The organism is Asticcacaulis sp. YBE204 (assembly GCF_000495855.1).
GTDB lineage: Bacteria > Pseudomonadota > Alphaproteobacteria > Caulobacterales > Caulobacteraceae > Asticcacaulis.
The window spans coordinates 136004-160206 of the sequence record NZ_AWGF01000001.1 but is presented as its reverse complement, the minus strand read 5'-3'; the positions used below and the strand labels follow the sequence as shown (position 1 = coordinate 160206).

31 protein-coding genes and 1 pseudogene are annotated in these 24203 nt (G+C 61.1%); 20 read left to right on the top strand and 12 right to left on the bottom strand.

Features of this window, described 5'->3' with window-relative positions:
- The first annotated feature begins 143 nt into the window (after positions 1 to 143).
- The 4 genes from AEYBE204_RS21700 to AEYBE204_RS21685 all read left to right on the top strand — a co-directional run bounded on the left by AEYBE204_RS21700 (position 144) and on the right by AEYBE204_RS21685 (position 4189).
- Entirely contained in the window at positions 144 to 692 is a 549-nt protein-coding gene (locus AEYBE204_RS21700) for a dihydrofolate reductase family protein (RefSeq protein ID WP_023460462.1), read from the top strand.
- Between the two features lie 127 nt (positions 693 to 819).
- Positions 820 to 2430, top strand: coding sequence for a murein biosynthesis integral membrane protein MurJ (gene murJ, locus AEYBE204_RS21695; protein ID WP_023460461.1), 1611 nt, complete (start codon positions 820 to 822; stop codon positions 2428 to 2430).
- Between the two features lie 124 nt (positions 2431 to 2554).
- Positions 2555 to 3550 (top strand): tryptophan--tRNA ligase, encoded by a 996-nt coding sequence (trpS, locus tag AEYBE204_RS21690; RefSeq protein ID WP_023460460.1) that lies wholly within the window; start codon positions 2555 to 2557, stop codon positions 3548 to 3550.
- A 108-nt stretch (positions 3551 to 3658) separates the two neighbouring features.
- Entirely contained in the window at positions 3659 to 4189 is a 531-nt protein-coding gene (locus AEYBE204_RS21685) for a copper chaperone PCu(A)C (protein WP_023460459.1), read from the top strand.
- Here AEYBE204_RS21685 and AEYBE204_RS21680 read toward each other — a convergent pair.
- Positions 4166 to 4933 (bottom strand): dienelactone hydrolase family protein, encoded by a 768-nt coding sequence (locus AEYBE204_RS21680; protein ID WP_031229517.1) that lies wholly within the window; start codon positions 4931 to 4933, stop codon positions 4166 to 4168. The genes AEYBE204_RS21685 and AEYBE204_RS21680 overlap by 24 nt on opposite strands.
- A 41-nt stretch (positions 4934 to 4974) precedes the next feature.
- Entirely contained in the window at positions 4975 to 5586 is a 612-nt protein-coding gene (gene rdgB / locus AEYBE204_RS21675; protein ID WP_023460457.1) for an RdgB/HAM1 family non-canonical purine NTP pyrophosphatase, read from the bottom strand.
- Positions 5587 to 5716: 130 nt separating this feature from the next.
- Between rdgB and AEYBE204_RS21670 the strand changes: the two genes are divergently transcribed.
- Positions 5717 to 6238, top strand: coding sequence for a DUF2975 domain-containing protein (locus AEYBE204_RS21670; RefSeq protein ID WP_023460456.1), 522 nt, complete (start codon positions 5717 to 5719; stop codon positions 6236 to 6238).
- Positions 6235 to 6447 (top strand): helix-turn-helix transcriptional regulator, encoded by a 213-nt coding sequence (locus AEYBE204_RS21665; protein WP_023460455.1) that lies wholly within the window; start codon positions 6235 to 6237, stop codon positions 6445 to 6447. The genes AEYBE204_RS21670 and AEYBE204_RS21665 overlap by 4 nt, the downstream gene beginning before the upstream one ends.
- Before the next feature lie 30 nt (positions 6448 to 6477).
- On the opposite strand, the gene rph is transcribed toward AEYBE204_RS21665, so the two are convergent.
- The gene (gene rph, locus AEYBE204_RS21660; protein WP_023460454.1) at positions 6478 to 7230 is read right to left on the bottom strand and encodes a ribonuclease PH; all 753 of its coding nucleotides are present in this window, start codon (positions 7228 to 7230) and stop codon (positions 6478 to 6480) included.
- 119 nt (positions 7231 to 7349) lie between these two features.
- On the opposite strand from rph, the gene AEYBE204_RS21655 reads away from it, so the two are divergent.
- Positions 7350 to 8351 (top strand): glycoside hydrolase family 43 protein, encoded by a 1002-nt coding sequence (locus AEYBE204_RS21655; RefSeq protein WP_023460453.1) that lies wholly within the window; start codon positions 7350 to 7352, stop codon positions 8349 to 8351.
- A 3-nt stretch (positions 8352 to 8354) separates the two neighbouring features.
- Here the strand turns inward: AEYBE204_RS21655 and AEYBE204_RS21650 are convergent, their stop codons facing one another.
- Together AEYBE204_RS21650 and AEYBE204_RS21645 are read right to left on the bottom strand one after the other, a co-directional pair.
- Positions 8355 to 8624 (bottom strand): hypothetical protein, encoded by a 270-nt coding sequence (locus AEYBE204_RS21650; RefSeq protein WP_023460452.1) that lies wholly within the window; start codon positions 8622 to 8624, stop codon positions 8355 to 8357.
- A complete protein-coding gene (locus AEYBE204_RS21645) occupies positions 8625 to 8954 on the bottom strand; it encodes a hypothetical protein (protein ID WP_023460451.1) in 330 nt (109 codons plus the stop codon).
- Between the two features lie 110 nt (positions 8955 to 9064).
- On the opposite strand from AEYBE204_RS21645, the gene hrcA reads away from it, so the two are divergent.
- The 4 genes from hrcA to AEYBE204_RS21625 all read left to right on the top strand — a co-directional run bounded on the left by hrcA (position 9065) and on the right by AEYBE204_RS21625 (position 11688).
- The gene (hrcA, locus tag AEYBE204_RS21640; RefSeq protein ID WP_023460450.1) at positions 9065 to 10150 is read left to right on the top strand and encodes a heat-inducible transcriptional repressor HrcA; all 1086 of its coding nucleotides are present in this window, start codon (positions 9065 to 9067) and stop codon (positions 10148 to 10150) included.
- Positions 10151 to 10174: 24 nt separating this feature from the next.
- Positions 10175 to 10771, top strand: coding sequence for a nucleotide exchange factor GrpE (grpE, locus tag AEYBE204_RS21635; protein ID WP_023460449.1), 597 nt, complete (start codon positions 10175 to 10177; stop codon positions 10769 to 10771).
- Positions 10772 to 10897: 126 nt separating this feature from the next.
- Positions 10898 to 11359, top strand: coding sequence for a hypothetical protein (locus tag AEYBE204_RS21630; RefSeq protein ID WP_023460448.1), 462 nt, complete (start codon positions 10898 to 10900; stop codon positions 11357 to 11359).
- A 2-nt stretch (positions 11360 to 11361) separates the two neighbouring features.
- The gene (locus AEYBE204_RS21625; RefSeq protein WP_023460447.1) at positions 11362 to 11688 is read left to right on the top strand and encodes a BlaI/MecI/CopY family transcriptional regulator; all 327 of its coding nucleotides are present in this window, start codon (positions 11362 to 11364) and stop codon (positions 11686 to 11688) included.
- Between the two features lie 145 nt (positions 11689 to 11833).
- Here the strand turns inward: AEYBE204_RS21625 and AEYBE204_RS39800 are convergent.
- Positions 11834 to 12187, bottom strand: a pseudogene (locus AEYBE204_RS39800) (endonuclease domain-containing protein).
- 70 nt (positions 12188 to 12257) lie between these two features.
- Positions 12258 to 13202 (bottom strand): dienelactone hydrolase family protein, encoded by a 945-nt coding sequence (locus tag AEYBE204_RS21620; protein ID WP_023460446.1) that lies wholly within the window; start codon positions 13200 to 13202, stop codon positions 12258 to 12260.
- Positions 13203 to 13552: 350 nt separating this feature from the next.
- Between AEYBE204_RS21620 and AEYBE204_RS40185 the strand changes: the two genes are divergently transcribed.
- The 4 genes from AEYBE204_RS40185 to AEYBE204_RS21605 all read left to right on the top strand — a co-directional run bounded on the left by AEYBE204_RS40185 (position 13553) and on the right by AEYBE204_RS21605 (position 17970).
- Positions 13553 to 13891: a hypothetical protein gene (locus AEYBE204_RS40185; protein ID WP_155908176.1), complete on the top strand. Its 339-nt coding sequence runs from the start codon at positions 13553 to 13555 to the stop codon at positions 13889 to 13891.
- A 250-nt stretch (positions 13892 to 14141) separates the two neighbouring features.
- Positions 14142 to 16040 carry a molecular chaperone DnaK gene (gene dnaK / locus AEYBE204_RS21615; RefSeq protein ID WP_023460445.1) on the top strand — a complete coding sequence of 633 codons (1899 nt, stop codon included), beginning with the start codon at positions 14142 to 14144 and terminating at the stop codon, positions 16038 to 16040.
- A gap of 141 nt (positions 16041 to 16181) precedes the next feature.
- Entirely contained in the window at positions 16182 to 17345 is a 1164-nt protein-coding gene (dnaJ, locus tag AEYBE204_RS21610) for a molecular chaperone DnaJ (protein WP_023460444.1), read from the top strand.
- A 49-nt stretch (positions 17346 to 17394) separates the two neighbouring features.
- Entirely contained in the window at positions 17395 to 17970 is a 576-nt protein-coding gene (locus tag AEYBE204_RS21605) for a methyltransferase (RefSeq protein ID WP_023460443.1), read from the top strand.
- Here the strand turns inward: AEYBE204_RS21605 and AEYBE204_RS21600 are convergent.
- A complete protein-coding gene (locus AEYBE204_RS21600) occupies positions 17951 to 18436 on the bottom strand; it encodes a DUF3828 domain-containing protein (protein ID WP_023460442.1) in 486 nt (161 codons plus the stop codon). The two genes, AEYBE204_RS21605 and AEYBE204_RS21600, sit on opposite strands and share 20 nt — an antisense overlap.
- A 1-nt stretch (position 18437) precedes the next feature.
- A complete protein-coding gene (locus AEYBE204_RS21595) occupies positions 18438 to 18926 on the bottom strand; it encodes a DUF3828 domain-containing protein (RefSeq protein WP_031229508.1) in 489 nt (162 codons plus the stop codon).
- A 114-nt stretch (positions 18927 to 19040) separates the two neighbouring features.
- Between AEYBE204_RS21595 and dapB the strand changes: the two genes are divergently transcribed.
- Positions 19041 to 19781 (top strand): 4-hydroxy-tetrahydrodipicolinate reductase, encoded by a 741-nt coding sequence (dapB, locus tag AEYBE204_RS21590; RefSeq protein WP_369751791.1) that lies wholly within the window; start codon positions 19041 to 19043, stop codon positions 19779 to 19781.
- Here dapB and AEYBE204_RS21585 read toward each other — a convergent pair.
- The 3 genes from AEYBE204_RS21585 to coaBC form a co-directional block, all read right to left on the bottom strand.
- The gene (locus AEYBE204_RS21585; RefSeq protein ID WP_023460439.1) at positions 19778 to 20125 is read right to left on the bottom strand and encodes a hypothetical protein; all 348 of its coding nucleotides are present in this window, start codon (positions 20123 to 20125) and stop codon (positions 19778 to 19780) included. The two genes, dapB and AEYBE204_RS21585, sit on opposite strands and share 4 nt — an antisense overlap.
- A 165-nt stretch (positions 20126 to 20290) precedes the next feature.
- Entirely contained in the window at positions 20291 to 20752 is a 462-nt protein-coding gene (gene dut, locus AEYBE204_RS21580) for a dUTP diphosphatase (protein WP_023460438.1), read from the bottom strand.
- Positions 20749 to 21945: a bifunctional phosphopantothenoylcysteine decarboxylase/phosphopantothenate--cysteine ligase CoaBC gene (gene coaBC / locus AEYBE204_RS21575; RefSeq protein WP_023460437.1), complete on the bottom strand. Its 1197-nt coding sequence runs from the start codon at positions 21943 to 21945 to the stop codon at positions 20749 to 20751. The genes dut and coaBC overlap by 4 nt, the downstream gene beginning before the upstream one ends.
- A gap of 52 nt (positions 21946 to 21997) precedes the next feature.
- On the opposite strand from coaBC, the gene AEYBE204_RS21570 reads away from it, so the two are divergent.
- From AEYBE204_RS21570 to AEYBE204_RS21555, 4 genes are read left to right on the top strand one after another with little or no spacing between them, the layout of a single operon-like run.
- Positions 21998 to 22636, top strand: a complete 639-nt coding sequence (locus tag AEYBE204_RS21570; RefSeq protein WP_023460436.1) for a hypothetical protein — start codon at positions 21998 to 22000, stop codon at positions 22634 to 22636.
- 40 nt (positions 22637 to 22676) lie between these two features.
- A complete protein-coding gene (locus tag AEYBE204_RS21565; RefSeq protein ID WP_023460435.1) occupies positions 22677 to 23027 on the top strand; it encodes a hypothetical protein in 351 nt (116 codons plus the stop codon).
- Positions 23027 to 23701: a pentapeptide repeat-containing protein gene (locus tag AEYBE204_RS21560; RefSeq protein ID WP_023460434.1), complete on the top strand. Its 675-nt coding sequence runs from the start codon at positions 23027 to 23029 to the stop codon at positions 23699 to 23701. The genes AEYBE204_RS21565 and AEYBE204_RS21560 overlap by 1 nt, the downstream gene beginning before the upstream one ends.
- The gene (locus tag AEYBE204_RS21555) at positions 23701 to 24159 is read left to right on the top strand and encodes a YaiI/YqxD family protein (protein WP_023460433.1); all 459 of its coding nucleotides are present in this window, start codon (positions 23701 to 23703) and stop codon (positions 24157 to 24159) included. The genes AEYBE204_RS21560 and AEYBE204_RS21555 overlap by 1 nt, the downstream gene beginning before the upstream one ends.
- The last annotated feature ends 44 nt before the right edge of the window (positions 24160 to 24203 follow it).

The window sequence follows — 24203 nt, the reverse complement described above, 5'->3', positions numbered from 1 at the left end:
CCCCGGCGTCGCCCCCCTTAGTCGTGGTTTGCGAAACATTTGTGAAATCGGTTGCGAAGCCGACATCAGTATTGCGCAGTGTGGCCTTTGTGTTGCGTGCGGTGATACAACCCATCGATCAAATCATCGGGGAGAGGGTCGTTATGGCGAAGTTTGTTCTGGCAATGAATGTGTCGATCGACGGTTATGTCGATGACATCGGCGGCAATTTTATCATGCCGCCGCCCAGCGAGGCGCATTTCGACGTCTGGACTCAGGCCGTCGAGGGCTATGCGGGCAGCCTCTATGGGCGCAGGATGTACGAGGTCATGCGCTATTGGGACGAGGATCGCCCCGAATGGGATGCCGCCCGACAAAGATTCGCTGTGGCGTGGCGTCGCTTGCCGAAATGGATCGTCTCCGGCACGCTTGGGGCGGTTGGTCCGAACGCCACCCTCATTTCCGAAGATATCGAGGCACAGATTCGCGCGCTGAAAGCCGGAACGGACGGGACGATCAGCGTCACCGGCCCGCAACTGGCCGGGCTTGTGACACAGCTGGGCCTGATCGACGAATATCACCTGCACGTCCGCCCGTTCGTGCTGGGCGGCGGCAAGCCGTTTTTCCACGATGCCCGCCCGCCGCTTCGGCTGGTTTCAAATACGCAGATCGATGACGATACGGTATGTCTGGTCTATGCGCCAAAGCCCTAAACCTCGGTTCCCCCTTCCGTCTTTTTAGCTCACGCTAAAAATCCACCTTCCCCGTAAACGGGGAAGGATGTAAGGCGGTGGATGGGGCTCGTCACCGCCTCGGTCGTTTCCTGTTCAAGGCTGTTACGTGTCCGATTCCTCTGCTTCCCCGCCGCTCGAACCCCAGAGCCCCAAACCCCAAAGCGTCGCCCGCTCGTCGCTCGTCTTCGGCGGGGTGACCCTGATCAGCCGCGTCATGGGCTTTGCCCGCGACCTGGTCATCACCGCGGCCATGGGGGCGTCGGGCAATATCGCCGCCGACGCCTATTCCACCGCGCTGCAATTCCCGAACCTGTTCCGCCGCATCTTCGCCGAAGGCGCGTTTACCGCGGCCTTTGTCCCGGCCTATTCGGCGACACTGGAAAAGGACGGTCCCGAGGCCGCTGACCGGCTGGCCCGTGACGCCATGGCGACGATCACGCTGGTCGCCATCGTCCTCAGCGTCATCGCGCAGATCTTCATGCCGCAGATCATGGCGGTCTTTTCCGAAGGCTATGCCGAAAACCCGGAAAAGATGCGCCTGACGGTCATACTGACCCAGATCACCATGCCCTATCTGCCGTGCATGACCATGGTGGCGCTGCTGTCGGGGGTGCTCAATGCGCGAGGCCGGTTTGCCCTGTCGGCGCTGGCACCGACCCTGCTCAACCTGTTCATGCTCATCTTCGTCTGGTTCGCGAAAGACCCGGTCACCGCCGCCTTTGCCGCCTCGTGGGCGGTGATCGCCGCCGGTCTGGCGCAGGCCGCGCTGCTTGTCTGGGGGTGCCGCAAGACGGGGGCAAAGATCGGACTGGCGCGCCCTAGCCTGACGCCGGAAATCCGCAACCTGCTGATCCTCGCCGTGCCCGGGGCCATGGCCGCCGCCGCGACGCAGATCAATGTCTTCGTGTCGTCGTGGCTGGCCTCGGCCATCGACGGGGCGCGGACCTGGCTCAACGTCGCTGACCGGCTCTATCAGTTGCCGCTCGGGCTCGTCGGCGTCGCCATCGGCGTAGCGCTGCTGCCCGCCCTGTCGCGCTCGGTACAGGCGGGCGATCACGAACGGTCGCAGACCGTGATGGACGAAGCCGTGCTGCTGTCCATGGCCCTGACCCTGCCGGCGGCTGCCGCGATCATCGCCATGCCGTTTTTCCTGATCGACGGGCTCTATACGCGCGGTGAATTCCTGACGCACGATGCGCGGGAAACGGCTTCGGCCCTGCTGCACTATGGTTGGGGCGTACCGGCCTTCGTGCTGGCCCGCGTCCTGACCCCGGCATTTTTTGCGCGCAAGGACACCTTTGGGCCGATGAAGTTCGCGGTGGTCTCGGTCATCGTCAATCTGGCCTGCGGCCTGACCCTGTTCCCGCTCATCGGAGTCGCTGGTCTGGCCATCGGCACCTCAGCGGCGGCCTGGGTCAATGTGTTTCTTATGCTGTTCACGCTGGCGCACCGCAAGACGTGGGTGTTAGGCGCGAAACCGGCCATCGGTCTCATCAAGGTGCTGATCGCCGGGGGGTTGATGGGGGCGTTCTGTGCCGCCTGTTCCTACTATCGCCCGTTGATCGAAGGACCGATCGCGCAGGTCATGCCGCACGGGACCAAGGAAATCGCCATCGTCGCCGTTTGTTTTGCCGGGCTTTTGCTCTATATCGCCCTTCTGTTCGTCACGCGGGCCATTCGCCCGTCCGATATCAAGAAAGCGCTTAGAACGAAATGACTTTAGTTAGAATCGTCATTTCGCTCTAAGTTTTTGTTTAGTCGCGATATTATTGACAAAAACCCCAAAGACGTATTTTGGCACTTTTTGTCATATCGCTCTGAAAAGGGCTAGGATCACTTACATGCGTATTCTTTCAGGCATTCAGGCCTCCGGCTCCCTGCACCTCGGCAACTATCTCGGCGCGCTGAAAAAGTTCGCCGACATGCAATCTCTGGAGGCCGAGCGCTTCTATATGATCGCCGATCTGCACGCGATCACCGTCTGGCAGGACCCGGAAAAGCTGCTGTCGCAGACCCGCGAGATCGCCGCCTGTTACCTGGCGGCGGGTGTCGATCCCGCCAAGTCGACCATCTTCGCGCAGTCGGCGGTCCCGGCGCACACCGAAATGGCGTGGCTGTTCAACTGCGTGGCGCGTCTGGGCTGGCTCGACCGCATGACGCAGTTCAAGGACAAGGCGGGCAAGGACAAGGAACGCGCCTCGATCGGGCTCTACACCTATCCGGTGCTTCAGGCCGCCGATATCCTGATCTACAAGGCGACCCACGTGCCGGTCGGTGAGGATCAGCGCCAGCACCTTGAGCTGACCCGTGACGTGGCCAAGAAGTTCAATCACGACTACAAGACCGACTACTTCCCCCTGCCGGATACGCTCTATCAGGGGCCGGGCGCGCGGATCATGTCCTTGCGCGACGGCACGGCCAAGATGTCGAAATCCGACCCGTCGGATAATTCGCGCATCAACCTGACCGACGACGCCGACACCATCGCCTCTAAGATCAAGAAGGCCAAGTCCGACGCCGACGCCCTGCCGTCGGAAGAGGCGGGTCTCGCTGAGCGTCCGGAAGCCAAGAACCTTGTCGGCATCTATGCGGCGCTGGCCGGGGTGTCGGTCGAGGCCGTGCTGGCCGATTTCGGCGGCAAGGGTTTCGGCGCGTTCAAACCGGCACTGGCCGAGGTCGTGGTCGACAAAATGGCGCCGATTTCGGAGCGCCTGCGCGCGCTGCTGGCCGATACGGCGGAGATCGACCGTGTACTGACCATCGGTGCCGAGCGTGCCAACGAGGTCAGCGCCCCGGTGGTTAAGGACGTGAAGAAGATTATCGGCTTGTGGGGGTAAACGATCTCACAAAAACGCAGGCGTTTTTGTGGTTTGATCATATCGTCAAATCAAGGCTCGGGGCGGCCCTTCGCCTCGATTTGGCTTTTGATGCTAAAGGAAGAAATCATGCGTAAGTTCATCCTGCTCACCTGCGCCGCCCTGACGCTCGCGGCGTGCGGTTCCAAAACCGAGGTCAGCACCGAGTCCCAGACCGACGGCGTGACCAAGGTCGAGACCAAGACCAATATCGACGGCGTGAAAACCCACGCGGCAATGGAACTGACGCGCTATGCCGTGCGCGCGGCCTTGGGTCAGAACCCCAATACCGCCGCCTATGTGACGATCAAGAACACCGGCGCGACCGATGACCGGCTGGTTTCCGCGGCCTGCGAGTGCGCCGATAAGGTCGAACTGCACACCATGAAAATGGACGGCGACAAGATGATGATGGCGCCGCTGCCCGACGGCGTTGTCATCAAGGCCGGTGAGACCATCGAACTGAAGCCCGGCGGCAACCACATCATGTTGCTGGGCTTAAAAACCCGCCCCGAAGACGGTCAGACCCAGGCCGTCAGCCTGACCTTCGAGAAGGCTGGTTCGGTGACGGTCGAGATGCCGGTATCGAATGCGCCGTTAAGCGACCACGGGGCTCACTAATACTTCTTCGATGAACGCGGTCATGGCCTCCATCGACTGCCGCATGGCGTCGGCGTTGAAGTCCATCACCGCGCCCTTGTTGTCCTTCTCGTCGAAGGCATGGCTGGCGTCGAGGCTGAGCGTGTGCATCGGTACGCCCTGTTCGCTCAGGCGCTCGAAGACCTCGACCGAGCGCTTATAGGGCGTCAAATGATCGCGCATGGCCAGGACCACCGTGGTCGGGATGCTATAGAGCCACGGGTGCTTCACGCTGCGCGCCGGGAAGTTGATATAGGGATAGACCATGAATATCCCTTTGACCCTTTTGATCAATTCGGCGTCGGGATCGGCCAGCCGTGCTTCGCCACGCTTGCTGAGTGTCTGCGTCATCAGGTCCATGATCGACCAGCCGCCGTGGCTGAAACCCGCGAGCATAATCAGATCGCCGATCACGTCGGGTCGTTGCGACACGCCCCACAGCGCCGCCAGCACATCGCCGGAGCGCTCATAACCTTGCAACGCCGCACCGGTGCAGACGAGGGTCACGCCCTGCATCCGGCCCCAGCCGCGCACTTTCAGGGAATCAACGACGAAGACGCGGATACCCGTCTCGGCAGCAGCCTTTGCATAGGTATAGATATGCGGGCGGATACCGCCGCAGCCGTGGAACAGGAGCATCGCCGGACGCGGGGTTGTATCGGCCGGACCGAAATGTTCGGTACAGGCGTCGAGCCGCGCCCATCGCGCGGCTGTGGTTTCCAGCATGGAAAAAACCTCGAAAATCACGTCCCCGCGTAGAGACTAGATTAAAACAGAAACGCCTTCAACCGTTCGAACGCCAGATGGCGGTGGCTCAGGCTATCCTTCTGCGCCTCGTCCATTTCGGCGAAGGTGATGTCGTAGCCGTCTGGCTGAAAGATCGGGTCGTAGCCGAAACCGTTATCGCCGCGCGCGGCGACGATCTGACCGTGGACGACGCCTTCGAACACGCAGGCATGGCCTTCGGGCCACGCCACGGCCAGAGCTGAGGTAAACCACGCGCGCGTCGAGAAGGTGTCGGGGTTGTGGACCTCGGCCTGCACCATCTTGTGATGGATGATCTCCATGGCGCGGGAAAAGTCCTTGTGCGGCCCGGCCCAGCGCGCGCTGTAGATCCCCGGATCGCCGTTCAGCGCGGCGATGCTCAGGCCGGAATCGTCGGCCAGCGCCGGCAGGCCGCCCTTGGTCGCCGCGTGGCGGGCCTTGAGGATGGCGTTGGCGACGAAGCTGTTTTCGGTCTCGTCGGGTTCGGGCAGGCCGAGCGATCCGGCGGTGACGATCTCGAACCGGCCCCCCAGCAGGGTGTCGATTTCGCGCGCCTTGCCCGGATTGTGGGTGGCGGCGATCAGCTTGTCGCCGGGGATCAGGGTCAGGGCCATGCGCGTTCCTCCGTTTGATCCTGTTTAAACACACGAACCCGGATGAAAAAGGTGTAATTTGGGGCGCGCGGCTTTTTGTGGCATTGACGTAGCAGGATATGGTTGGGATGACCGTATCAAAGGAATGACGATGCGTTTTCTGGGCCCCCGCTCGATATCCAGCCTGCTGAAAACCGCGCTCGACGTGGTCTATTACGGCCTGTTCGCCATGATCGTGGCGGTGGTGCTGGCGGCACTGTGCCTGTTATCGGTGCCGACACTGGCGTCCGAAGTCGTGGCGCGGATGAACGTCGCCACCGATATCACCGGCACCGAACAGGCGATCCTGATGCTGGCCTTCGGGGTATCGTTGAGCGGTTACCTGATGATCATGCTGTGGACGCGGCAGGTCTTTCGGACCCTGGCCGAAGGCGATGTTTTCCACCCCGACAACACGCGACGCCTGCGCTGGATCGGCTTCGGTCTGGCCGGGGTCGAGATCTATTCCTACGTCTCGCGCAGCCTCGCCGAGCACCTGCTCAACATGCCGGTCGAGCCGGTCTACGGGATGCGCGCGGTGACGGCGTGGTTTTCGGTGTTGGTCGTCTTCGTGCTGGCCGAGGTGTTCAAGGAAGGCGCACGGCTCAGGGCGGAGGCGAACCTGACCATATGATTACGATCTGCCTCAATGAGTTACTGGCGCGGCGGCGGCTGTCGATCGTCGAACTGTCCGACCGGACGGGAATCGCGGTGCGCCATCTGGAACTGCTGCGCGATCAAAAGGCCGTGGCGGTAAGACTGCGCACGCTCGATGTCCTGTGCCGGGCGCTGAACTGCACGCCCGGCGATTTGCTCGGTCGCCGCGACGAGGACGAAGGGTAAAACATCCTGCCCCGTTTACGGGGAAGGATTTTATCGGCCCAGCGCCGCCAGTTGCAGAGCGAAGATTTCTTTCGCGCCCTTGTCAGCCAGATCGAACAGCGCGTTGAATTCGGCGCGTGAGAAGCCGCGCTTTTCGCCGGTGGCCTGCACTTCGACGATATGGCCCGACCCGGTCAGGACGAAGTTCGAGTCGGTTTCGGCCGACGAGTCCTCATCGTAGTCGAGGTCGAGCACCGGCGTGTTTTCATAGACGCCGCACGAAATCGCCGCGACCTGATCGATGATCGGGTTGCCGGTGATCAGCTTCTGGTCTTTCAGCTTGTCGCAGGCCAGCGAGAGGGCGACCCAGGCCGCCGTGATCGAGGCGCAGCGCGTGCCACCGTCGGCCTGAATGACGTCGCAGTCGATGGTGATCTGACGTTCGCCCAAAGCTTTGAGATCGACCACGGCGCGTAAGCTACGCCCGATCAGGCGCTGGATTTCCTGCGTGCGGCCCGACTGCTTGCCGGCAGCGGCTTCGCGGCGTGAGCGCGTGTGGGTCGAGCGCGGCAACATGCCGTATTCGGCGGTGACCCAGCCCTGACCCTTGCCCTTGAGGAACGGCGGCACGCCCTGTTCGACTGAGGCCGTGACCAGCACCTTGGTATGGCCGAAGCTGATCAGGCACGAGCCCTCGGCATAGCGCGTCACGCCGGTTTCGATCGTCACCTTGCGCAACTGATCCGGCTGACGGTTCGACGGACGGAGGGTTTTCAGCGCGTTGAGGGCTTCGAATTGCGACATTGGCGGGGCTCCAGATTATCCGGTCTGCGTAACAGGATAGCCCCACGGGCGCAAAAGGTTTTTGGGTTGACACTCGATGGTCAATAAGTCAGACAAATGCCAATAAAGGGAGATGTCACATGATCGCGTTACGTTTGTCCGCCGCTATCCTTGCGCTGGCCGTTGCCCAACCGGCGTGGGCCGAAACGCCCAAACCCAAGCCGGGTGCTAACCCGATCATTACCGACGTCTTCACCGCCGATCCCGCCGCGTTGGTGGTGGGTAAGCGCGTCTATCTCTATGTCGGGCGCGACGATTCTTCGGTCAACACCTACCGTATGCCCGACTGGCGCGTCTATTCCTCGACCGACATGAAGCGTTGGGAAGCGCACGGCGTGGTGCTGAAACCCACCGACTTTAGCTGGTCCACCGGCGACGCCTATGCCTCTCAGGTGGTGGAGAAAAACGGTAAGTTCTACTTTTTCGCCACGGCCAAATGGCGCGGCGACGAGACCATGCGTGCCTCGATGGCCATTGGCGTGGCGGTATCGGACACACCGACCGGTCCCTTCGTTGACGCCATCGGCAAGCCGCTGATCACCAACGGCATGACCCCGCAGGGCAAGCACGGCTGGAGCGATATCGACCCGACGGTTCTGATCGACGACGACGGCACGGCGTGGATGATGTGGGGCAATGAGAACCTGTTTCTGGTCAAGCTCAAGCCGAACCTGACCGAGCTGGACGGCCCGATCCGCGAAATCCCGATGGCCAACTATACCGAAGGCCCCTGGCTGCATAAGCGCGGCAAGATGTATTACGTGACCTTTGCGTCATGGGACAAGTCCAAGGACGGCGAATATATGTCCTATGCCACCGCGCCGTCGGTCGAAGGGCCGTGGACCTATCGCGGCGTCCTGACCGGCATGGCTCACAACAGCAATACCATCCACCCGGCGATCATCGAATTCAAGGGCAAGTCGTACTTCTTCTATCACGACGGGGGCCTGAACATCGGTGATCAGAAGGGCGGCAGCTTCCGCCGCGCGGTGCGGGTCGAGTATCTTTATTACAACGAAGACGGCACGATCAAACCGATCGTTCAGACCGACGAGGGCGTGTCGAAACCGGCGAAGAAGTAGGGTTCAAACGGCGTCGATAATGGTGCCGTCGGCCTGCATCAGGCGAAGGTGATGCGGCACTTGCTGTCGCCATGCCTGATTGAAGCGTTCGCGAAACGCGGGCGCTTCCGGCCATTGCTTGAAACAGGTGCTGTGAACGGCGTTGTCAGAAATGTCCCAGAAGGGATCGGCCCTATCGTGGATAAAGGCGGGAAACATCAATATTTCGTCTGTGGCTAACAGGATGTTCTGACAAATCGCGCAGGTCGATTTACCGGCAAAGATGATAGCCATTTAATCCCGCTTCTCGTCCACCTTGCGCGAGACCTTGCACTCTTTATCCATGCAGGCATAGGTATTGCCGTCTTCGTCCACCGGCTCCTTGCCCTTGTGCTTGAGCGACTTGGTGACGCGCCACGGGCCACGCAGGGGCTCGTAGTCGCTGCCCTTTTTCTTCGCCTTGGGCTGGTAATCGCTGGGCAGGTGATCGGCGGTCTTCTCCGTCTTGGCCGGGCCATAGACCGGTTTATTGGTCAGGGTCACCGCCGGGGCGGTCACGGCACCCGCCGCGAAAGCCAGCACGGATGCGGTCGTCAGGGTCGTTACGAACAGACGGATTTTCATAAGGGCCTCCCACCTCAATGCGCAGAGATTTCGCCGCAATCGTGGCAATTTATAGGCCGAAAGCGTTTCACCTTTCACAAGCCCGGTAACGCCTCTATATCGTTAGGATCATGATCTCGAAAACCTCGCTTTCGTCGCTTCTCAGCACCACGGCCCCCTTGGGGGAGCTGGATGCACGGGCGCGCGAAGTCTTCCGGCAGGTGGTCGAAACCTATCTCGAAACCGGCGAGCCGGTGGGGTCGCGCACCCTGTCGCGCGGCGGAATCGCCCTGTCGCCGGCGTCGATCCGCAACACCTTACAGGATCTGGCGCATCTGGGGTTGTTGAGCGCGCCGCACGTCTCGGCGGGGCGGATGCCGACGCATCAGGGTCTGCGTCTGTTCGTCGACGGCCTGCTCGAAATCGGCGATATCGGCGAAGCGGCGAAACGCGAAATCGAGGCGCGGCTGACGGGCAGGGGCATGACCTTCGACCACGCCCTGAAAGAAGCCTCGAACCTGTTGTCGGGTCTGGCCGGTGGGGCCGGGGTCGTGATGACACCGTCCTTCGAAGCCGGGGTCAAGCACGTCGAATTCGTCAAGCTGGGCGTCGATCAGGCGCTGGCTGTGCTGGTCTTCGACGACGGGCGGGTCGAAAATCGCCTGATGACGCTGGAGGCCGGGGTGACGCCCTCGGTGCTGATCGAGGCGTCGAACTATCTCAATGCGCGGCTGCGGGGCCGGACCCTGATGGAGGCCAGCCGCGAGTTGCGCACGGAACTGGACAGCGAACGCGAGCAGCTCAACGTTGCGGCGGCGCATCTGATCGAGGCCGGGCTGGCGGCATGGTCGGGCGGCGGAAGCGATAAGCGGGCGTTGATCGTGCGCGGCCAGGCCAATCTGCTGGAGGCCTCGGCGCTCGAAGACCTTGAGCGCGTGCGGGCCCTGTTCGAGGATCTGGAGGAAAAAGAGGAGCTGATCAACCTGCTCGACCACGTCAAGGTGGCGCAGGGGGTGAGAATTTTCATCGGATCGGAATCGAAACTGTTTTCTTTGTCGGGTTCGGCTGTTATTGCAGCCCCCTACATGCGGGCAGGCGGCCAAACCCAGAAGGTTATGGGCGCCATCGGGGTCATCGGCCCCGCCCGGTTGAATTATGCGCGCATCATCCCACTTGTGGACTATACCGCGAAAATCCTTGGGCGTTTGTTAGATTAGCGCCCTCAAATCGATAGAGATGTCATGACCGAAGAGACCCAAAACACCGAGTCCCCGTTTGAAAACGACGCCATCGAGACGCTGAACGCGGCTCTGGAGCAGCTTCAGGTGGAGAACGCGGCGCTCAAGGAACAGGCCCTGCGCTACGCCGCCGAGGCCGAGAACGTCAAGCGCCGCTCCGAGCGCGAAATGAACGATGCGCGCGCCTTCGCGATCCAGCGTTTCGCCCGCGACCTGCTGGGCGTGGCGGACGTGCTGCAACGCGCGCTTCAGGCGACGCCTAAGGAGATCGCCGATCCGGCTTTCAAGAACTTCGTCTCGGGCATCGAGATGACCGACAAGGAGCTGATCGGCGCGTTCGAAAAGAACAACGTCAAGAAGATCACGCCGCTGAAAGGCGACAAGTTCGACCCGAACTTCCATCAGGCGGTGATGGAACAGCCTTCCACCGAGGTCGAGGGCGGCAGCGTCCTGATGGTCATGCAAGCGGGCTACGAGCTGTTCGGCCGCGTCATCCGTCCGGCCATGGTCGTCACGGCGGCCAAAACGGCAGCGGCCTCTAACGGTGCCTATGCCGCCAATGGCGACGCGTCGGGCGGTAATGTGGACACGCAGGCCTAAGCGTTAAACGGTTTTACCTAAGAGGCGGAACGGGGCGCAGGTCCGGTTCCGCCTTTAATTTGTCTGCTTGACTTCAGATTACAAATGTAAGATATGTATTTTACAAACGTAATCTGGAGGTGTTTCATGTCTGTCAGTTCTGTCCGCGTTCTGTCTGTGCTTACCCTGTTCGCCGCCGTGCCGACCATGGTGCTGGCGCGTCCCGCCTATACGCCGCTGGTTATTTTTCAGGACGCCGCGCCGCCGGTGAAACTGCTGATCATCGGGCTGGTGCTGTCGATCATCGCCGCGCTGGTTGTTTGTGGGCGCAAGCTGATGCAGGGGCCGCGACTGGCGGGGGGATCGGCCTATCTCAGAGGTTTGCGTCTGGGTGGACCGCTGGCGGGTCTGGTCGGGGCCGCCTTCGGGGCGCTCAACATGGCCGTCGGTCTGGCCAATGTGAAGGACACGCCGCCGCTGTGGGTGCTGGCACCGGGCGGGGCCGAGATCATGGCCCTGATCCTGCTGGGCCTGATCGCCGGATCGGTGGCCGTGATCAGCAACTGGGCCGTCGAGGCGCGTATCGATCGCACGGTTCTGGGGGCCTAGGCATGAGCGCGCCGCACGTTACCGACGCTGAAAGCGCCATCCTTGAAGCTCTGTGGCGATGCGGGCCGCTGACGCCGGCGCGACTGATCGACGAGGTTAAGGCGTCGCGCGACTGGGGCGACGCAACGATCAAGACGCTCATCGCACGCCTGATGCACAAACAGGCGCTTCGCTCTCAGCGCGAAGGCGGCACGCTCAGATATTATCCCCTCATCGCGCGGGACGCCTATGCTGAGAGCGAAGTTCGGGGGCTAATCACACGTCTGTTCGAAGGCGATGCCCACGCGTTCAGGGCGTTTGTCGATGCGCACATCATAGGCAGAGATTAACGCCCTGTGCCTTCAACTGAGGATATGACCCTTGCGGCCATATCCTCTCTTTTGCTTATAGATACGTCTTGAACCAGCCAATCTCTTCATACTCCCCCGCCATGCGGGGGAGGTGGCAGCCCGAAGGGCTGACGGAGGTGGCCTTTCAGGGTTTCAGTCGCGACGCTGCTAACCGACATACGCCATCGGCAACTTCGTCAGCGTCGTGCAATACCTCCGACGCATTGATCCGGTACACGAAAACGCCTTCCGCTTCCAACCACGCGTCGCGTTTTAGATCACGCGCGGCATTTTCATCTAACCCATGATGCTGCCCGTCGACCTCCACAGCCAGTTTCGCGCGGACGCAGTAAAAATCGAGAATATACGGGCCGAAAGCCTATTGTCGTCGGAACACAGGCCCGCCGTCTTGCCGGGTTTTTATACGGTCCCAGAGTATGTGCTCCGGCAGGGTCAGGGCACGGCGCATCTGACGGGCCAGACCATGCTTGGGTTTCAAATACGGCAAGGCCCCCCTCCGTCATTTGCTCCGCAAATGCCACCTCCCCCGCGTGGCGGGGGAGTATGAATTAAAGATACGTCTTGAACCAGCCGAGCAGGTCGGACCAGCCTTCCTTGGCGGCTTTTTCGTTGTACAGGTTGCGGTAGTCGGCATGGAAGCCGTGCTTGGCGTCCTTGAACAGCTTGATATGGCTGGTCTTGCCCGAAGCCTTGAGCGCGTCGTTCATCTTGGCCACGCTATCGAGGGTGATGCCGCCGTCCTGCTCGGCATAGAGCCCCAGCACCGGGCGCTTCAGGCGCGACACCGTGTCGATCGGCCATTCGCGCTCTTCCTTGCCGAGAAAATCGGTCTTGGCCGGGCGCTCCAGACGTCCGTACCACGCCACGCCCGCCTTGATGTCGGGGATCGAGGCCGCCGCCATCCACACCACGGCCCCACCCCAGCAGAAGCCGGTGATGCCGATACGCGAGGTATTGGCGAACTTGTTCAGGCCGCCGAAGGTGCCTTTGCCCTGACCGACGTCGGGGTTCGATTTCAGCCAGTTGATCAGGGTTTTCAGGTCGCCCATGACCTGAGCATTGGTCGCGGTTTCGACCACCTTGCGGATTTCGGCGGTGTCTTTCAGGGCGGCAGCATTACCGGCGCGGGCGAACGGGTCGAAGGTCAGGGCGACATAGCCTTCGTGCGCCAGTCGGCGGCAGACATCGCGCAGATAGTCGTGCAGACCGAAGATTTCCGGCACGACCAGCACCACCGGCAGGCGCTTGGCCTTCTCCGGGAAGGCGATATAGGCGGGAATCTGATAGCCGGTATCGGTGCCGATGGTGAGATCCTTGGCAATCAGGCCGTCGGCGGCGGTCTTTACCGTCTCGGCATTGACGGCCCCGGCCCCCAGCGCATAGCCCGCGAAGAACAGACCGGCGATCCCGCGGCGGCTGAGGTGGAAGTCCTGCGGTTCGTTGCCTTCGGGACGGGTGAGGTTGAAAGAAGGGCCCGTTTGGCGCTCAGACATGGTCGTTTCCTTGGATAGCTTTGGGGGCTTGAAAGATTTGCTTATCGTCAGGTTTTAACGCATCGTGAGGCGAAAACAAGCGGTCTGGGTTAGAGGCGCAAAGCATGAAAAGGACGGTTTCGGGTATTGCTTATCTGGTTGCCTGTATGGTGTTTTTTCTGGCATCAGATGCCTTTGCCGGGATCGAACCGGACAATGGAGTCTTTGGGCCACGACCGGCAACGCAATCAGGTGCGGAAACTGCGAAGGCTTTGTCACCGCGTCTTCGATCATTTCTTCAAAATCACTATAAAGAAACACAGGAATATCCGAGTAAATATTCCGGCCCCTTGCGGGTGTCCGTTCGAACCATGCCTGGCCACGGAGGCCGGTCTCTGGTTCTGGTCTATGCCTCCGGTGGCGGCATATGTGGCACAAGCGGTTGTTATCTGCTGATACTGGAGCGGACCGGCACATCGTACCGCGTTATCGGCGACATACAGGGCTGGCCGTCGATCCGTCGGCTGACTGGCAATAGGGCGTATCCGGACCTGTCGATCTGGACTCAGGGCGGTGGCGTTCAGCCGGGCTATAGGTCTCTGATCCGGTTTGACGGTAAGGCTTACCGGCTTATCGAGGCGACTCATCCTGCGGCCAAAGGTCAAATCCTGTTTAGTCCGCAGACACCGGATCAGTTGCTCTATCCCTGACCTATGCGCAACCGTTTGTCGCCCATCTGAAAAACCACACTAAATTTGCTGCCATTCGGGGCTTACCCCCTCTTGCACAGGCCGCATCGGCCCCCATATCGGTGTCACAGTCGGGATCGAAACGGTTGGTTTTCCCTGCCACGCTCCCGAAAATTCGTCATTTTTCATCTCAACGGGGATGGACAAGCGGGGTGCTTATCTTCAAAAGGCCCCGAAAGACCATTGCCTATAACGGAGCAGACCCAGACTCATGGCTAAAATCATCGGTATCGACCTTGGTACGACCAACTCGTGCGTCGCCGTCATGGACGGCAAGAACCCGAAGGTCATCGAAAACGCCGAAGGCGTGCGCACCACGCCGTCGGTAGTCGCGATCGTGGACGACTCGGAGCGCCTGATCGGGCAGCCCGCCAAGCGTCAGGCGGTCACCAACCCCGGCAACACCTTCTTCGCCATCAAGCGCCTGATCGGCCGCAACTACTCCGATCCGATGGTCCAGAAGGACAAGGGCATGGTCCCTTACGACATCTCGAAGGGCCCGACCGGCGACGCCTGGGTCAAGGCCCACGGCAAGGACTATTCGCCGCAGCAGATTTCGGCCTTCATCCTCATGAAGATGAAGGAAGACGCCGAAGCCTATCTCGGTGAAACCGTCACGCAAGCCGTCATCACGGTTCCGGCCTACTTCAACGACGCCCAGCGTCAGGCGACCAAGGACGCCGGCAAGATCGCCGGTCTCGAAGTCCTGCGCATCATCAACGAGCCGACCGCCGCCGCTCTGGCCTACGGCCTCGACAAGAACGACGGCAAGAAGATCGCCGTTTACGACCTCGGCGGCGGTACGTTCGACGTCTCGGTGCTGGAAATCGGCGACGGCGTGTTCGAAGTGAAGTCGACCAACGGCGACACCTTCCTCGGCGGTGAAGATTTCGACATGCGCGTCGTCGACTATCTCGCCGACGAGTTCAAGAAGGAAAACGGCGTCGATCTGCGCTCGGACAAGCTGGCCCTGCAACGCCTCAAGGAAGAGGCCGAAAAGGCCAAGAAGGAACTGTCGACGGTCGCGCAATACGACCTGAACCTGCCCTTCATCTCGATGAACGCCTCGGGCCCGCTGCACCTGAACCTCAAGTTGACCCGCGCCAAGCTGGAAAGCCTCGTCGAAGACCTGATCCAGAAGACCATCGCCCCGTGCCAGCAGGCGCTGAAGGATGCCGGTCTGAAGGCCTCGGACATCGATGAAGTCGTCCTCGTCGGCGGCATGACCCGTATGCCCAAGGTCGTCGAAGCCGTGAAGGCCTTCTTCGGTCGTGAGCCGCACAAGGGCGTCAACCCGGACGAAGTCGTGGCCCTCGGCGCTGCCATTCAGGCCGGCGTTCTGCAAGGCGACGTCAAGGACGTGCTGCTGCTCGACGTGACCCCGCTGACGCTCGGCATCGAAACGCTGGGTGGCGTGTTCACCCCGTTGATCGAACGCAACACGACGATCCCGACCAAGAAGTCGCAGACCTTCTCGACTGCCGACGACAATCAGTCGGCCGTGACGATCCGCGTCTTCCAGGGCGAGCGTCCGATGGCCGCCGATAACAAGACACTCGGTCAGTTCGACCTCGTCGGTATCCCGCCCGCACCGCGCGGCGTGCCGCAGATCGAAGTGACCTTCGACATCGACGCCAACGGCATCGTGCAGGTCCATGCCAAGGACAAGGCGACGAACAAGGAGCACTCGATCCGCATTCAGGCCAATGGCGGCCTGTCTGATGCGGACATCGAGGAAATGATCAAGAACGCCGAGGCCAACAAGGCGGAAGACGAAAAGCGCAAGTCGCTGATCGAAGTCCGCAATCAGGCCGACGCCCTGATCCACTCGACCGAAAAGGCCCTCAAGGACTTCGGTGCCAAGGTGGCCGAAGGCGACCGCGTGGCGATCGAAGTGGCTGTGACCGACCTCAAGGCGGCCAAGGATGGCGAAGACGTCGAGGACATCAAGGCCAAGCACCAGACGCTGCTGACCGCCTCGATGAAGCTGGGTGAAGCCATGTACGCCGCGCAAGGCGATGGCGAAGCCGGTGACGACGCGGCCGACGATTCGGACGACGTGGTCGATGCCGAGTTCGAGGAAGTCGACGGTAACGAAAAGAAGGCCTAAGCCGGTCTTCTAAGAGAGAAGGGGGAGTCTGATTTCGGTTGGACTCCCTTTTTTTGAGTTTTCGGTGATATCGGCTATGGTGCCGGTGAGGATGTTGCAGGCAACCCAGGCGGGGGCTTGGGAAGACAAGGCTTGTGTGTAATGGCGCGTGATTATTACGAAATTCTGGGTGTGGCTCGCGACGCGGACGACGCGACGCTGAAATCGGCCTTCCGCAAAAAGGCGATGGAGCATCACCCTGACCGCAATCAGGGCGACGATCAGGCCGAAACGCGGTTCAAGGAAGTCAACGAAGCCTATTCGGTCCTGTCCGACGGCAATAAGCGCGCGGCCTATGATCGCTTCGGCCATGCCGGTGTCAATGGTCAGGGCGGCGGTGGTGGCTTTGGCGGCGGCGGGCCGCAAGGCTTCGGCAATGTCGAGGATATCTTCTCCGAAATGTTCGGTGACATGTTCGGTGGTGGTGGACGCCGTCAGAACAATGGCCCGCAACGCGGTCCCGACGTGCGCTACGACTACGAAATCACGCTGGAACAGGCCTATCAGGGCGCCGATGTCGAGCTGAACGTGCCGACGACCCTGACCTGCGAAGTCTGTAACGGTTCGGGCGCCAAGGCCGGGACCAAACCTGTCACCTGTACGACCTGCGGCGGCCATGGCCGTGTGCGCACCTCGAACGGCTTCTTTCAGGTCGAGCGCGGTTGCCCGACCTGCAACGGCTCCGGCCAGATGATCAAGGAGCCGTGTACCAACTGTCACGGTCACGGTCAGGTCCGCGCCAACCGCAAGCTCAATGTCCGCATCCCGGCAGGCGTCGATGACGGGGCGCGTATCCGTTTGAGCGGCGAAGGTCAGGCCGGGGCCAAGGGCGGTCCCAAGGGTGACCTGTACATCTTCCTCAGCGTCGGCGATCACGAGATCTTCGAGCGCGACGGCGCCGATCTGCACTGCATGATCCCCGTGCCGATGACCACTGCCGTTATGGGTGGCGAGGTCGAGGTGCCGTGCCTGATGGGCGGTGAAAACTGCGACGGCACCTGCAAGCTAGGGGTTCAGATTCCCGAAGGCGCGCAGACCGGCCACAAGGTCAAGATCAAGGGCAAGGGCATGCCGGTGCTCAATTCCAAGCACAAGGGTGACCTGATCGTCGAACTGTTCGTGGAAACGCCGAAGGGCCTCAGCCCGCGTCAGAGAGAACTGATGCAGGAATTTGCCGAGATCGCCGAGGCGCAATCCTATGCGCAGTCTCAGGGCTTCATGCACAAGGCCAAGCGCTTCTGGGACGATATCACTGGCACGGCCTGATCCGGAACGGTTTATCCGGGATAATCTGACGCTCGCGCCCGCGCCGTCGGTGCCGGAAATCAGCCTCTATCAGGCCCATGCCCGCAGCGGTTTACGGCGGCTGGTCGGCGATGACGGGCCGTCGCCCTACTGGGCGTTCGGCTGGGCGGGCGGCACGGTGCTGGCGCGCTATATTCTCGATCATCCGCAGGTCGTCAGAGGCCGCCGGGTGCTGGATTTAGGTACGGGTTCCGGGATCGTCGCCATTGCGGCGTTTAAGGCCGGGGCGGCGTCCGTAACGGCGGTGGATATCGATCCTTTGGCAGCGATTGCGGCAGGGTTGAACACCGAGGCCAACGGGGTTTTGTTCGATATTCAGACTACGGATTATCTCGACGGATCGCCGCCGGATTGCGACGTGATGACGGTCGGCGACGTGTTTTTCGACGCCGAATTGGCTGTCCGCGTCGAGGCATTCCTGACGCATTGTCAGGTCGCCGGGATCGAGGTTTTGGTTGGCGATCCGGGGCGCAAACCGTTACCGCTGCATAATCTCGATGAAGTGGCCGGGTACGATGTGCCCGACTTCGGACAGCCGGGCGTCGTCCCGGCCAAGGTCTACCGGTTCAGATCAGCGGCGTCTTGAGGAACGATTTCAGCGAGAACCCGCCCGGACGATCTTTGGTGACGGGATAGCGCACATCGCTGATCCGCCAGCCCTTCTTTGTCAGGACGAAGTCGAATAGGATGACCGTCGGTGTGCCGATATTCTTGAACGCAGCCGTCACCAACTGGCGTTTTTTGTCGAGCATCTTCGTCGTGACCGCGACCTCGGTGATCTCGTAATCCTGAGCATCGATGAACGGATCGAAGTCGAGGATCGGCATTTCTTCGCCCGGCTGGGTCGTGGTGCCTTTGTCGTACAGCGCGCGCAGATCGTCGGTCATCCAGTCGCGCAAGTGTACCTTTTCGACCGGGTTGCCGGTGCCGTGCGTGCCTTCGGCCTCGTAGATCAGGTAAAACTTCTGAATCAAGTCGCGCGGTGGCTGAACGGCGGCAAGGCTTGGTGAAGCGACAGCCAGAAGGCCAAGAAGGAACAGGCGGCGATCCATATCAGCGCTCCGGTGGTTGGGTGAGGTAACCGCGTAACGAGAAGCCCTCCGGGGCGTCCTCGTCGCCGGGATAGCGGACATCGGTCACGCGCCACTTGCCGCCGGTCAGCACGAAATCGTAGTGGACGGTCATTGGCGTGTCGAAATTCTTGAAGCGCGCCGTGACGACCTGATGCGTGGCGTCGATGACCTCGGTCGAGAGGCTGAACTCGGTCATCAGCACGTCCTGGCCGTTGGCAAAAACGTCCCAGTCGAGCAGCGGCAGGTCGCCGTCGCGCTCCTCTTCACCCTTTTGGTACAGCTTGTAGAGGTCCGGCACGAAGAGGTCTTTCAGGGAGATCTCCGGCTTCGGAAACTCCATCGTCTCGTTTTTGATGCTCAGATACGAGGCGTAGAAGGCACGGATCATCGCCTCCGGCGTCTTCGGCGCCGCATAGGCGGCGGTGGCCGACAGGGCCAATACGGATATCAATAGAGCGCGACGGTGCATGAGCGGTTCTCCCCGCGCGACCCTAACGCGGTTATGCGCTCGCTGCCACTTACAAACGCCGTCATACGTTGCGCTGGTCGCATCGATTGTCTAAGGGTGACGCGAATTAAGGAGATTGATCGCATGACACGTTTCGCCGTTGCCGGGGCTAAAGGCCGCATGGGTCAGGCCGTCATTCGCGTCCTGACCGAGCGCGGGTTGGACATCGCCGCGACTTTCGACAAGGGCGACGAGATCGACCTGAGCAATGCCGATGCGGTGATCGACTTCACCACGCCGAACGCGACTCTGGCCATCGCCGAGGCCTGTGCGGCGGCGGGCGGTAAGGTCCACGTAATCGGCTCGACCGGCTTCATGCCGGAGCAGGAAACGGCGCTGAATGCCTATCACGGGCGCAATGTCGTCATCCGCTCGGGTAATTTCTCGCTGGGGGTCAATATCCTGATGGGCCTCGTCAAGCAGGCGGCGGCGAAACTCGACGCGCTGGAGTGGGATATCGAGGTCACCGAAGCCCACCATAAGCGCAAGGTCGATGCGCCGTCGGGGACAGCCCTGATGCTCGGCCACGCGGCGGCGGACGGTCGTGGCGTATCTCTGCACAACGCGAAAGTCGCCGCACGCGACGGCCTGACCGGTCAGCGCGAGCCCGGCACGATCGGCTTTTCGGTCATTCGCGGCGGCGGTATCGTCGGGGAACACAGCGTGTTGTTCGCCGCGGAAGACGAACTGATCACCTTGTCGCATTCGGCGCGGGACCGGACCCTGTTCGCGCGGGGTGCGGTCGAGGCTGCGCTGTTCGGCGTCAAGCAGTCGCCGGGGCTTTACGACATGCAGGACGTGCTGGGGTTTAACTAAACCTCAGCCTTTTTCTTCGGTGTCAGCGAAATGGTGTTCTTGATCACGCATAAAAAGCGGATGATCAGGAACGCCGCCACAAACATCAGAGCGGTTTGAATCTGCGTTTCTATCGCCAGAGGATCGGGCAGGACCGGTGTCAGGCCGAAGGCCAGTGGCCACAAAGCATTGATAATCAGGGCCAGTCCCGTCGCCAGCAAGGCCTTGATCAGATAGGCGGTTTTTTGCGACTGAATGACGCCGATCAGCAGGCTGAACACCACGACCGGTATCCAGTTCAGCCCGTTCAGAGCCGCGACGATCAGGTCGCTGAGCACCAGAGTCAGATCGATCACACTCGCCATAGTCCACCTCGTTACCTGTAAAAGCGTTTACGCACGGCTTTTCTTATCAGGGACGACACGGGGTCAGGCCTGTGTTTATGGATAGCAGTGTGTGGTGGTTCGCCGGATGGGTAAAGGCCGCAAGCGTGCTTTTCGCGTTACAGGTGAAACGAAATAACGTCGTAATCAGGCCTTGCCCGTCGAGCCGAATCCGCCCGCGCCGCGTTCGGTATCACTGAGGCTTTCAACCACCGACCATTCGATACGCGCATGGCGGGCGACGATCATCTGAGCGATGCGGTCGCCCCTGCGGATTTCAAAGTCTTCTGAGCCCAGATTGATCAGGATGACGCCGACTTCCCCGCGATAGTCGGAATCGACCGTGCCCGGTGAATTGAGGCAAGTAATGCCGAATTTCAGCGCTAGACCGGACCGTGGACGCACCTGCACTTCGAAACCGAGCGGCACGGCGACCTTGAGACCCGTCGGCACCAGAGCGCGACCCAGCGGTTTCAGCGTCAGCACCTCGCCCTCGGCGATGGCGGCACGCAGGTCGAGCCCGGCCGAGCCTTCGGTCTCATAGGCCGGCAGGGCAAGGCCGGCAGCGTGCGGCAACTGGATGATGTGAGCGGTCGGCGTATAGGTCATGTCAATTTCGCGGCTATGTAATGGATAAGGTCGGCGGCGGCCTCGGCCTTGGTCATGTTACGGCCCGAGGTGGGGCCCGAGGCGTCGATCAGGATCATATTGGTCGTGTCGGCGTCGAACACGTCCTTTGAGACGTCGTTGGCCATAATGGCGTCGGCGCCCTTGGTGCGCAGCTTGGTCTGGCCATAGACCTCGACATTGCGCGTTTCGGCGGCGAAACCGATGACCAGCTTCGGGCGTTGTGTTTCGTGCTTGCCGACGCTGGCCAGGATGTCGGGGTTCTTGACAAGGGTGACGCTCAGTTCGTCGTTGACGCCCTTTTTCTGTTTGTCGCGGGCGATGTCCTTGGCGCGCCAGTCGCCGACGGCGGCGACGCCGATGAACACGTCGGCGGGCAGGTGCGCGTGGACGGCTTCGAACATCTGCTGGGCGGTTTCGACATCGATGCGCGTCACGCCGTCGGGGGTGGCCAAACTGACCGGGCCGGAGATGAGCGTCACCTTTGCCCCGGCTTGCGCGGCCGCGGCGGCGATGGCGTAGCCCTGTTTGCCGGAGGATCGGTTGGTGATGCCGCGCACGGGATCGAGCGGCTCGAAGGTCGGCCCGGCGGTGATCAGGATGTGACGGCCTTTCAGCGGTTGAGTCTTGGGTTTCAGCGCGCCCTGGATGGCGGTGAAGATGGCTTCGGGTTCTGACATGCGGCCCAGACCGAACTCGCCGCAGGCCATGTCGCCCTCGTCGGGACCGACGAACAAAACGCCATCGCTTTGCAGAGTGCTCAGGTTACGTTGCGTGGCCGGGTGATGCCACATGCGCACATTCATCGCCGGGGCCATCAGAACGGGCTTGTCGGTCGCCAGCAACAGCGTCGTCGCCAGATCGTCGGTCTGCCCGGCGGCGAGCTTCGACATCAGGTTCGCCGTGGCAGGCGCGACGACGACCAGATCGGCTTGCCGCGACAGGGTGATGTGCCCCATCTCGGCCTCGTCTTTGAGGTCGAACAGGTCGGTATAGACCTTGTCGCCCGACAAGGCCCCGGCGCTCAAAGGCGTCACGAACTGTTGCGCGGCTTGGGTGAGGACGACGCGGACCTCCATGCCGCCCTTTTTGATCAGGCGGATCAGCTCCAGCGACTTATAGGCAGCGATGCCGCCGCCGACGATCAACAATATGCGGGGGGTTGCAGAGGTCATGGGAACGGCTTTAAATCGTGTCTCAGGGTGTGGCAATAGATATGGGGCGGGAATGAAAATCCTACAACAGGCTTTGGCCGGTTTGATGCTGTTGGCGCTGGCAGCCTGCGATGCTGGTCCCTCTGCCGTCCTGACCGACGGCAAGGGCGAAGCGCCTGCCGCTCAGGTCGCCCCGCGTGAGACGCCTGCGCCGGTGGCTGATACCCCGCCGCCGGTGGTGGCCGAGGCACCTGCCCCTGAGATCGGGACAGCCGAAGTCGGGGCGGTCGAGCCGGTCAAGCAAACCGCGATCCGTCTCAAGCCGGGGCCGGCAGAAAAGGCGACGAAGACGAAATTCGGCGATTGGCCGCTGTGGTCGTCGAACCGTCAGTATACGGCCTATGAGAATGCCACCTACCATTTCGAGAAACACGGCAGCGAGGTCGGCGCCAAATCCTACGAGGAATGGCTGGCCATCGTGCATGGCTTTATCCATGCGCCGCCACCAGGCGTGCAGACCCTGTCGCGTAATAATGGCGACACGCTGTTTTATGATCCCAACCGCAATGTGTTTGCGGTGATGACCAAGAAAGGGGCGCCGCGCACCCTGTTCCGGCCCTATGAAGGCGCGGCCTACTGGCAAAAGCAGAAACAGATCGAATCCGAACGCCGGACGATTACACGCGACAGCTATGGTGGTAGCGAAGAATAATTGCCCGCTAAACCGATACGGTAAAATAGGTTCGGATTTGATGCCGCAGAATCACCACATCAGCAAACCCACATGGCTCGCCTGGTCGCCTGTTTTTATTATGGTGATGGCTACCTTTATTCATATCGGTTTGCCTGACACTCTGACCTGCGCTTTCATAAATGAAGACGGCAGGGAGACCGTTTGTGGCTATGCCTACAGCCATCCATTCGTGCGGGTTTCTTTGTTGGCGACGCGCATCGTTAGTTTCATCTTATGGGGTTGGACGGCTGTTCTGGCGGGTAAAAAGAAGCTTTCGACGGCGGGCTGGATTGGCTTCATCACTTCAAGTTTGCTGGTCTTAGCCGAGTTATTGCTCTATCTGGCGTTACCTGAGGAGGATGCCCCCTGATGACGACCATAACCGATCAGATTCTCGACCGCGGCGCGGTCATGCTGCTGGCCAATAAGGGCGAGCCCGTGCGGCTGGAAGGCTGCGAGCTGGAAGAGACAGACCTGTCCGACATGATCCTCAACGGCTGGGTATTCGCAGACTGCATCCTGCGCAAGGCGAAGTTCAAATCGGCAAAGCTGGAGCGGACGCAGTTCATCGGCTGCAAGGGCGGGCAGGCCGATTTTACCTCGGCCGACCTGACCGAAGCGCAATTTACCGGCTCTGATTTCAACAATACGCCGTTCAAGGGCGCGGTCCTGCCGCAGGCCGTGTTCAAACGCTGCAAGCTGACCGGTGCCAATTTCAATGACAGCCGTAATCTGGATGTGACCTTCGAGGAATGCCGGTTGAACGATGCACGGCTGCGGGGTTTCAGCTTCAACAAGCAGACTCTCAAGGCCCTCGATCTGCACAATGCCGATCTGCAACGCTGCGATTTCCGTCAGGCGGTGTTCGAGGAATGCAGCTTGCGCGACGCTCTGCTCGATCAGGCGCGCTTCGAAGGGGCCGATCTGCGCGGCACCGATATCGGCGGGGTGCGGCTAGAGGACGCCAAACGCTTCAAGGGCGCGACCATTTCGCGGGCGCAGGCGGCGGAATTGCTGTCCGAACTGGGGTTGAACGTCCGCTGATGCCCGTTACCGTCTATATCGATGCCGATGCCTGTCCGGTGAAGGACGAGGTCTACAAGGTCGCCGGACGCTATGGTCTGCGCACCGTGGTTGTGTCGAACAGCTTTATCCAGATACCCAAATCGCCGCTGATCGAGCGAATGATCGTCGATGCCGGGCCGGATATCGCTGACGATTGGATCGCCGATCAGGCCGTGGCGCACGACGTCGTCATCACCAACGACATCCCTCTGGCGGGACGCGTGCTGGCAAAACAGGCCTATGCCATCGCGCCGAACGGCCGCGCTTTTACACCGGATTCGATCGGCGCGGCGCTTTCCCAGCGGGCGTTGATGGAGCATATCCGCTCGACGGGCGAGATCACCGGCGGGCCGCCCCCCTTTTCCGCCGCCAATCGCTCGCAGTTTTTGCAAACGCTGGATCAGATCATTGTCAAGGCCAAAAGGCTGGCTTTATAAAGAGGCAACGGTTCCGGCTCGAAACCTTAGGGTTATTTCGTGAT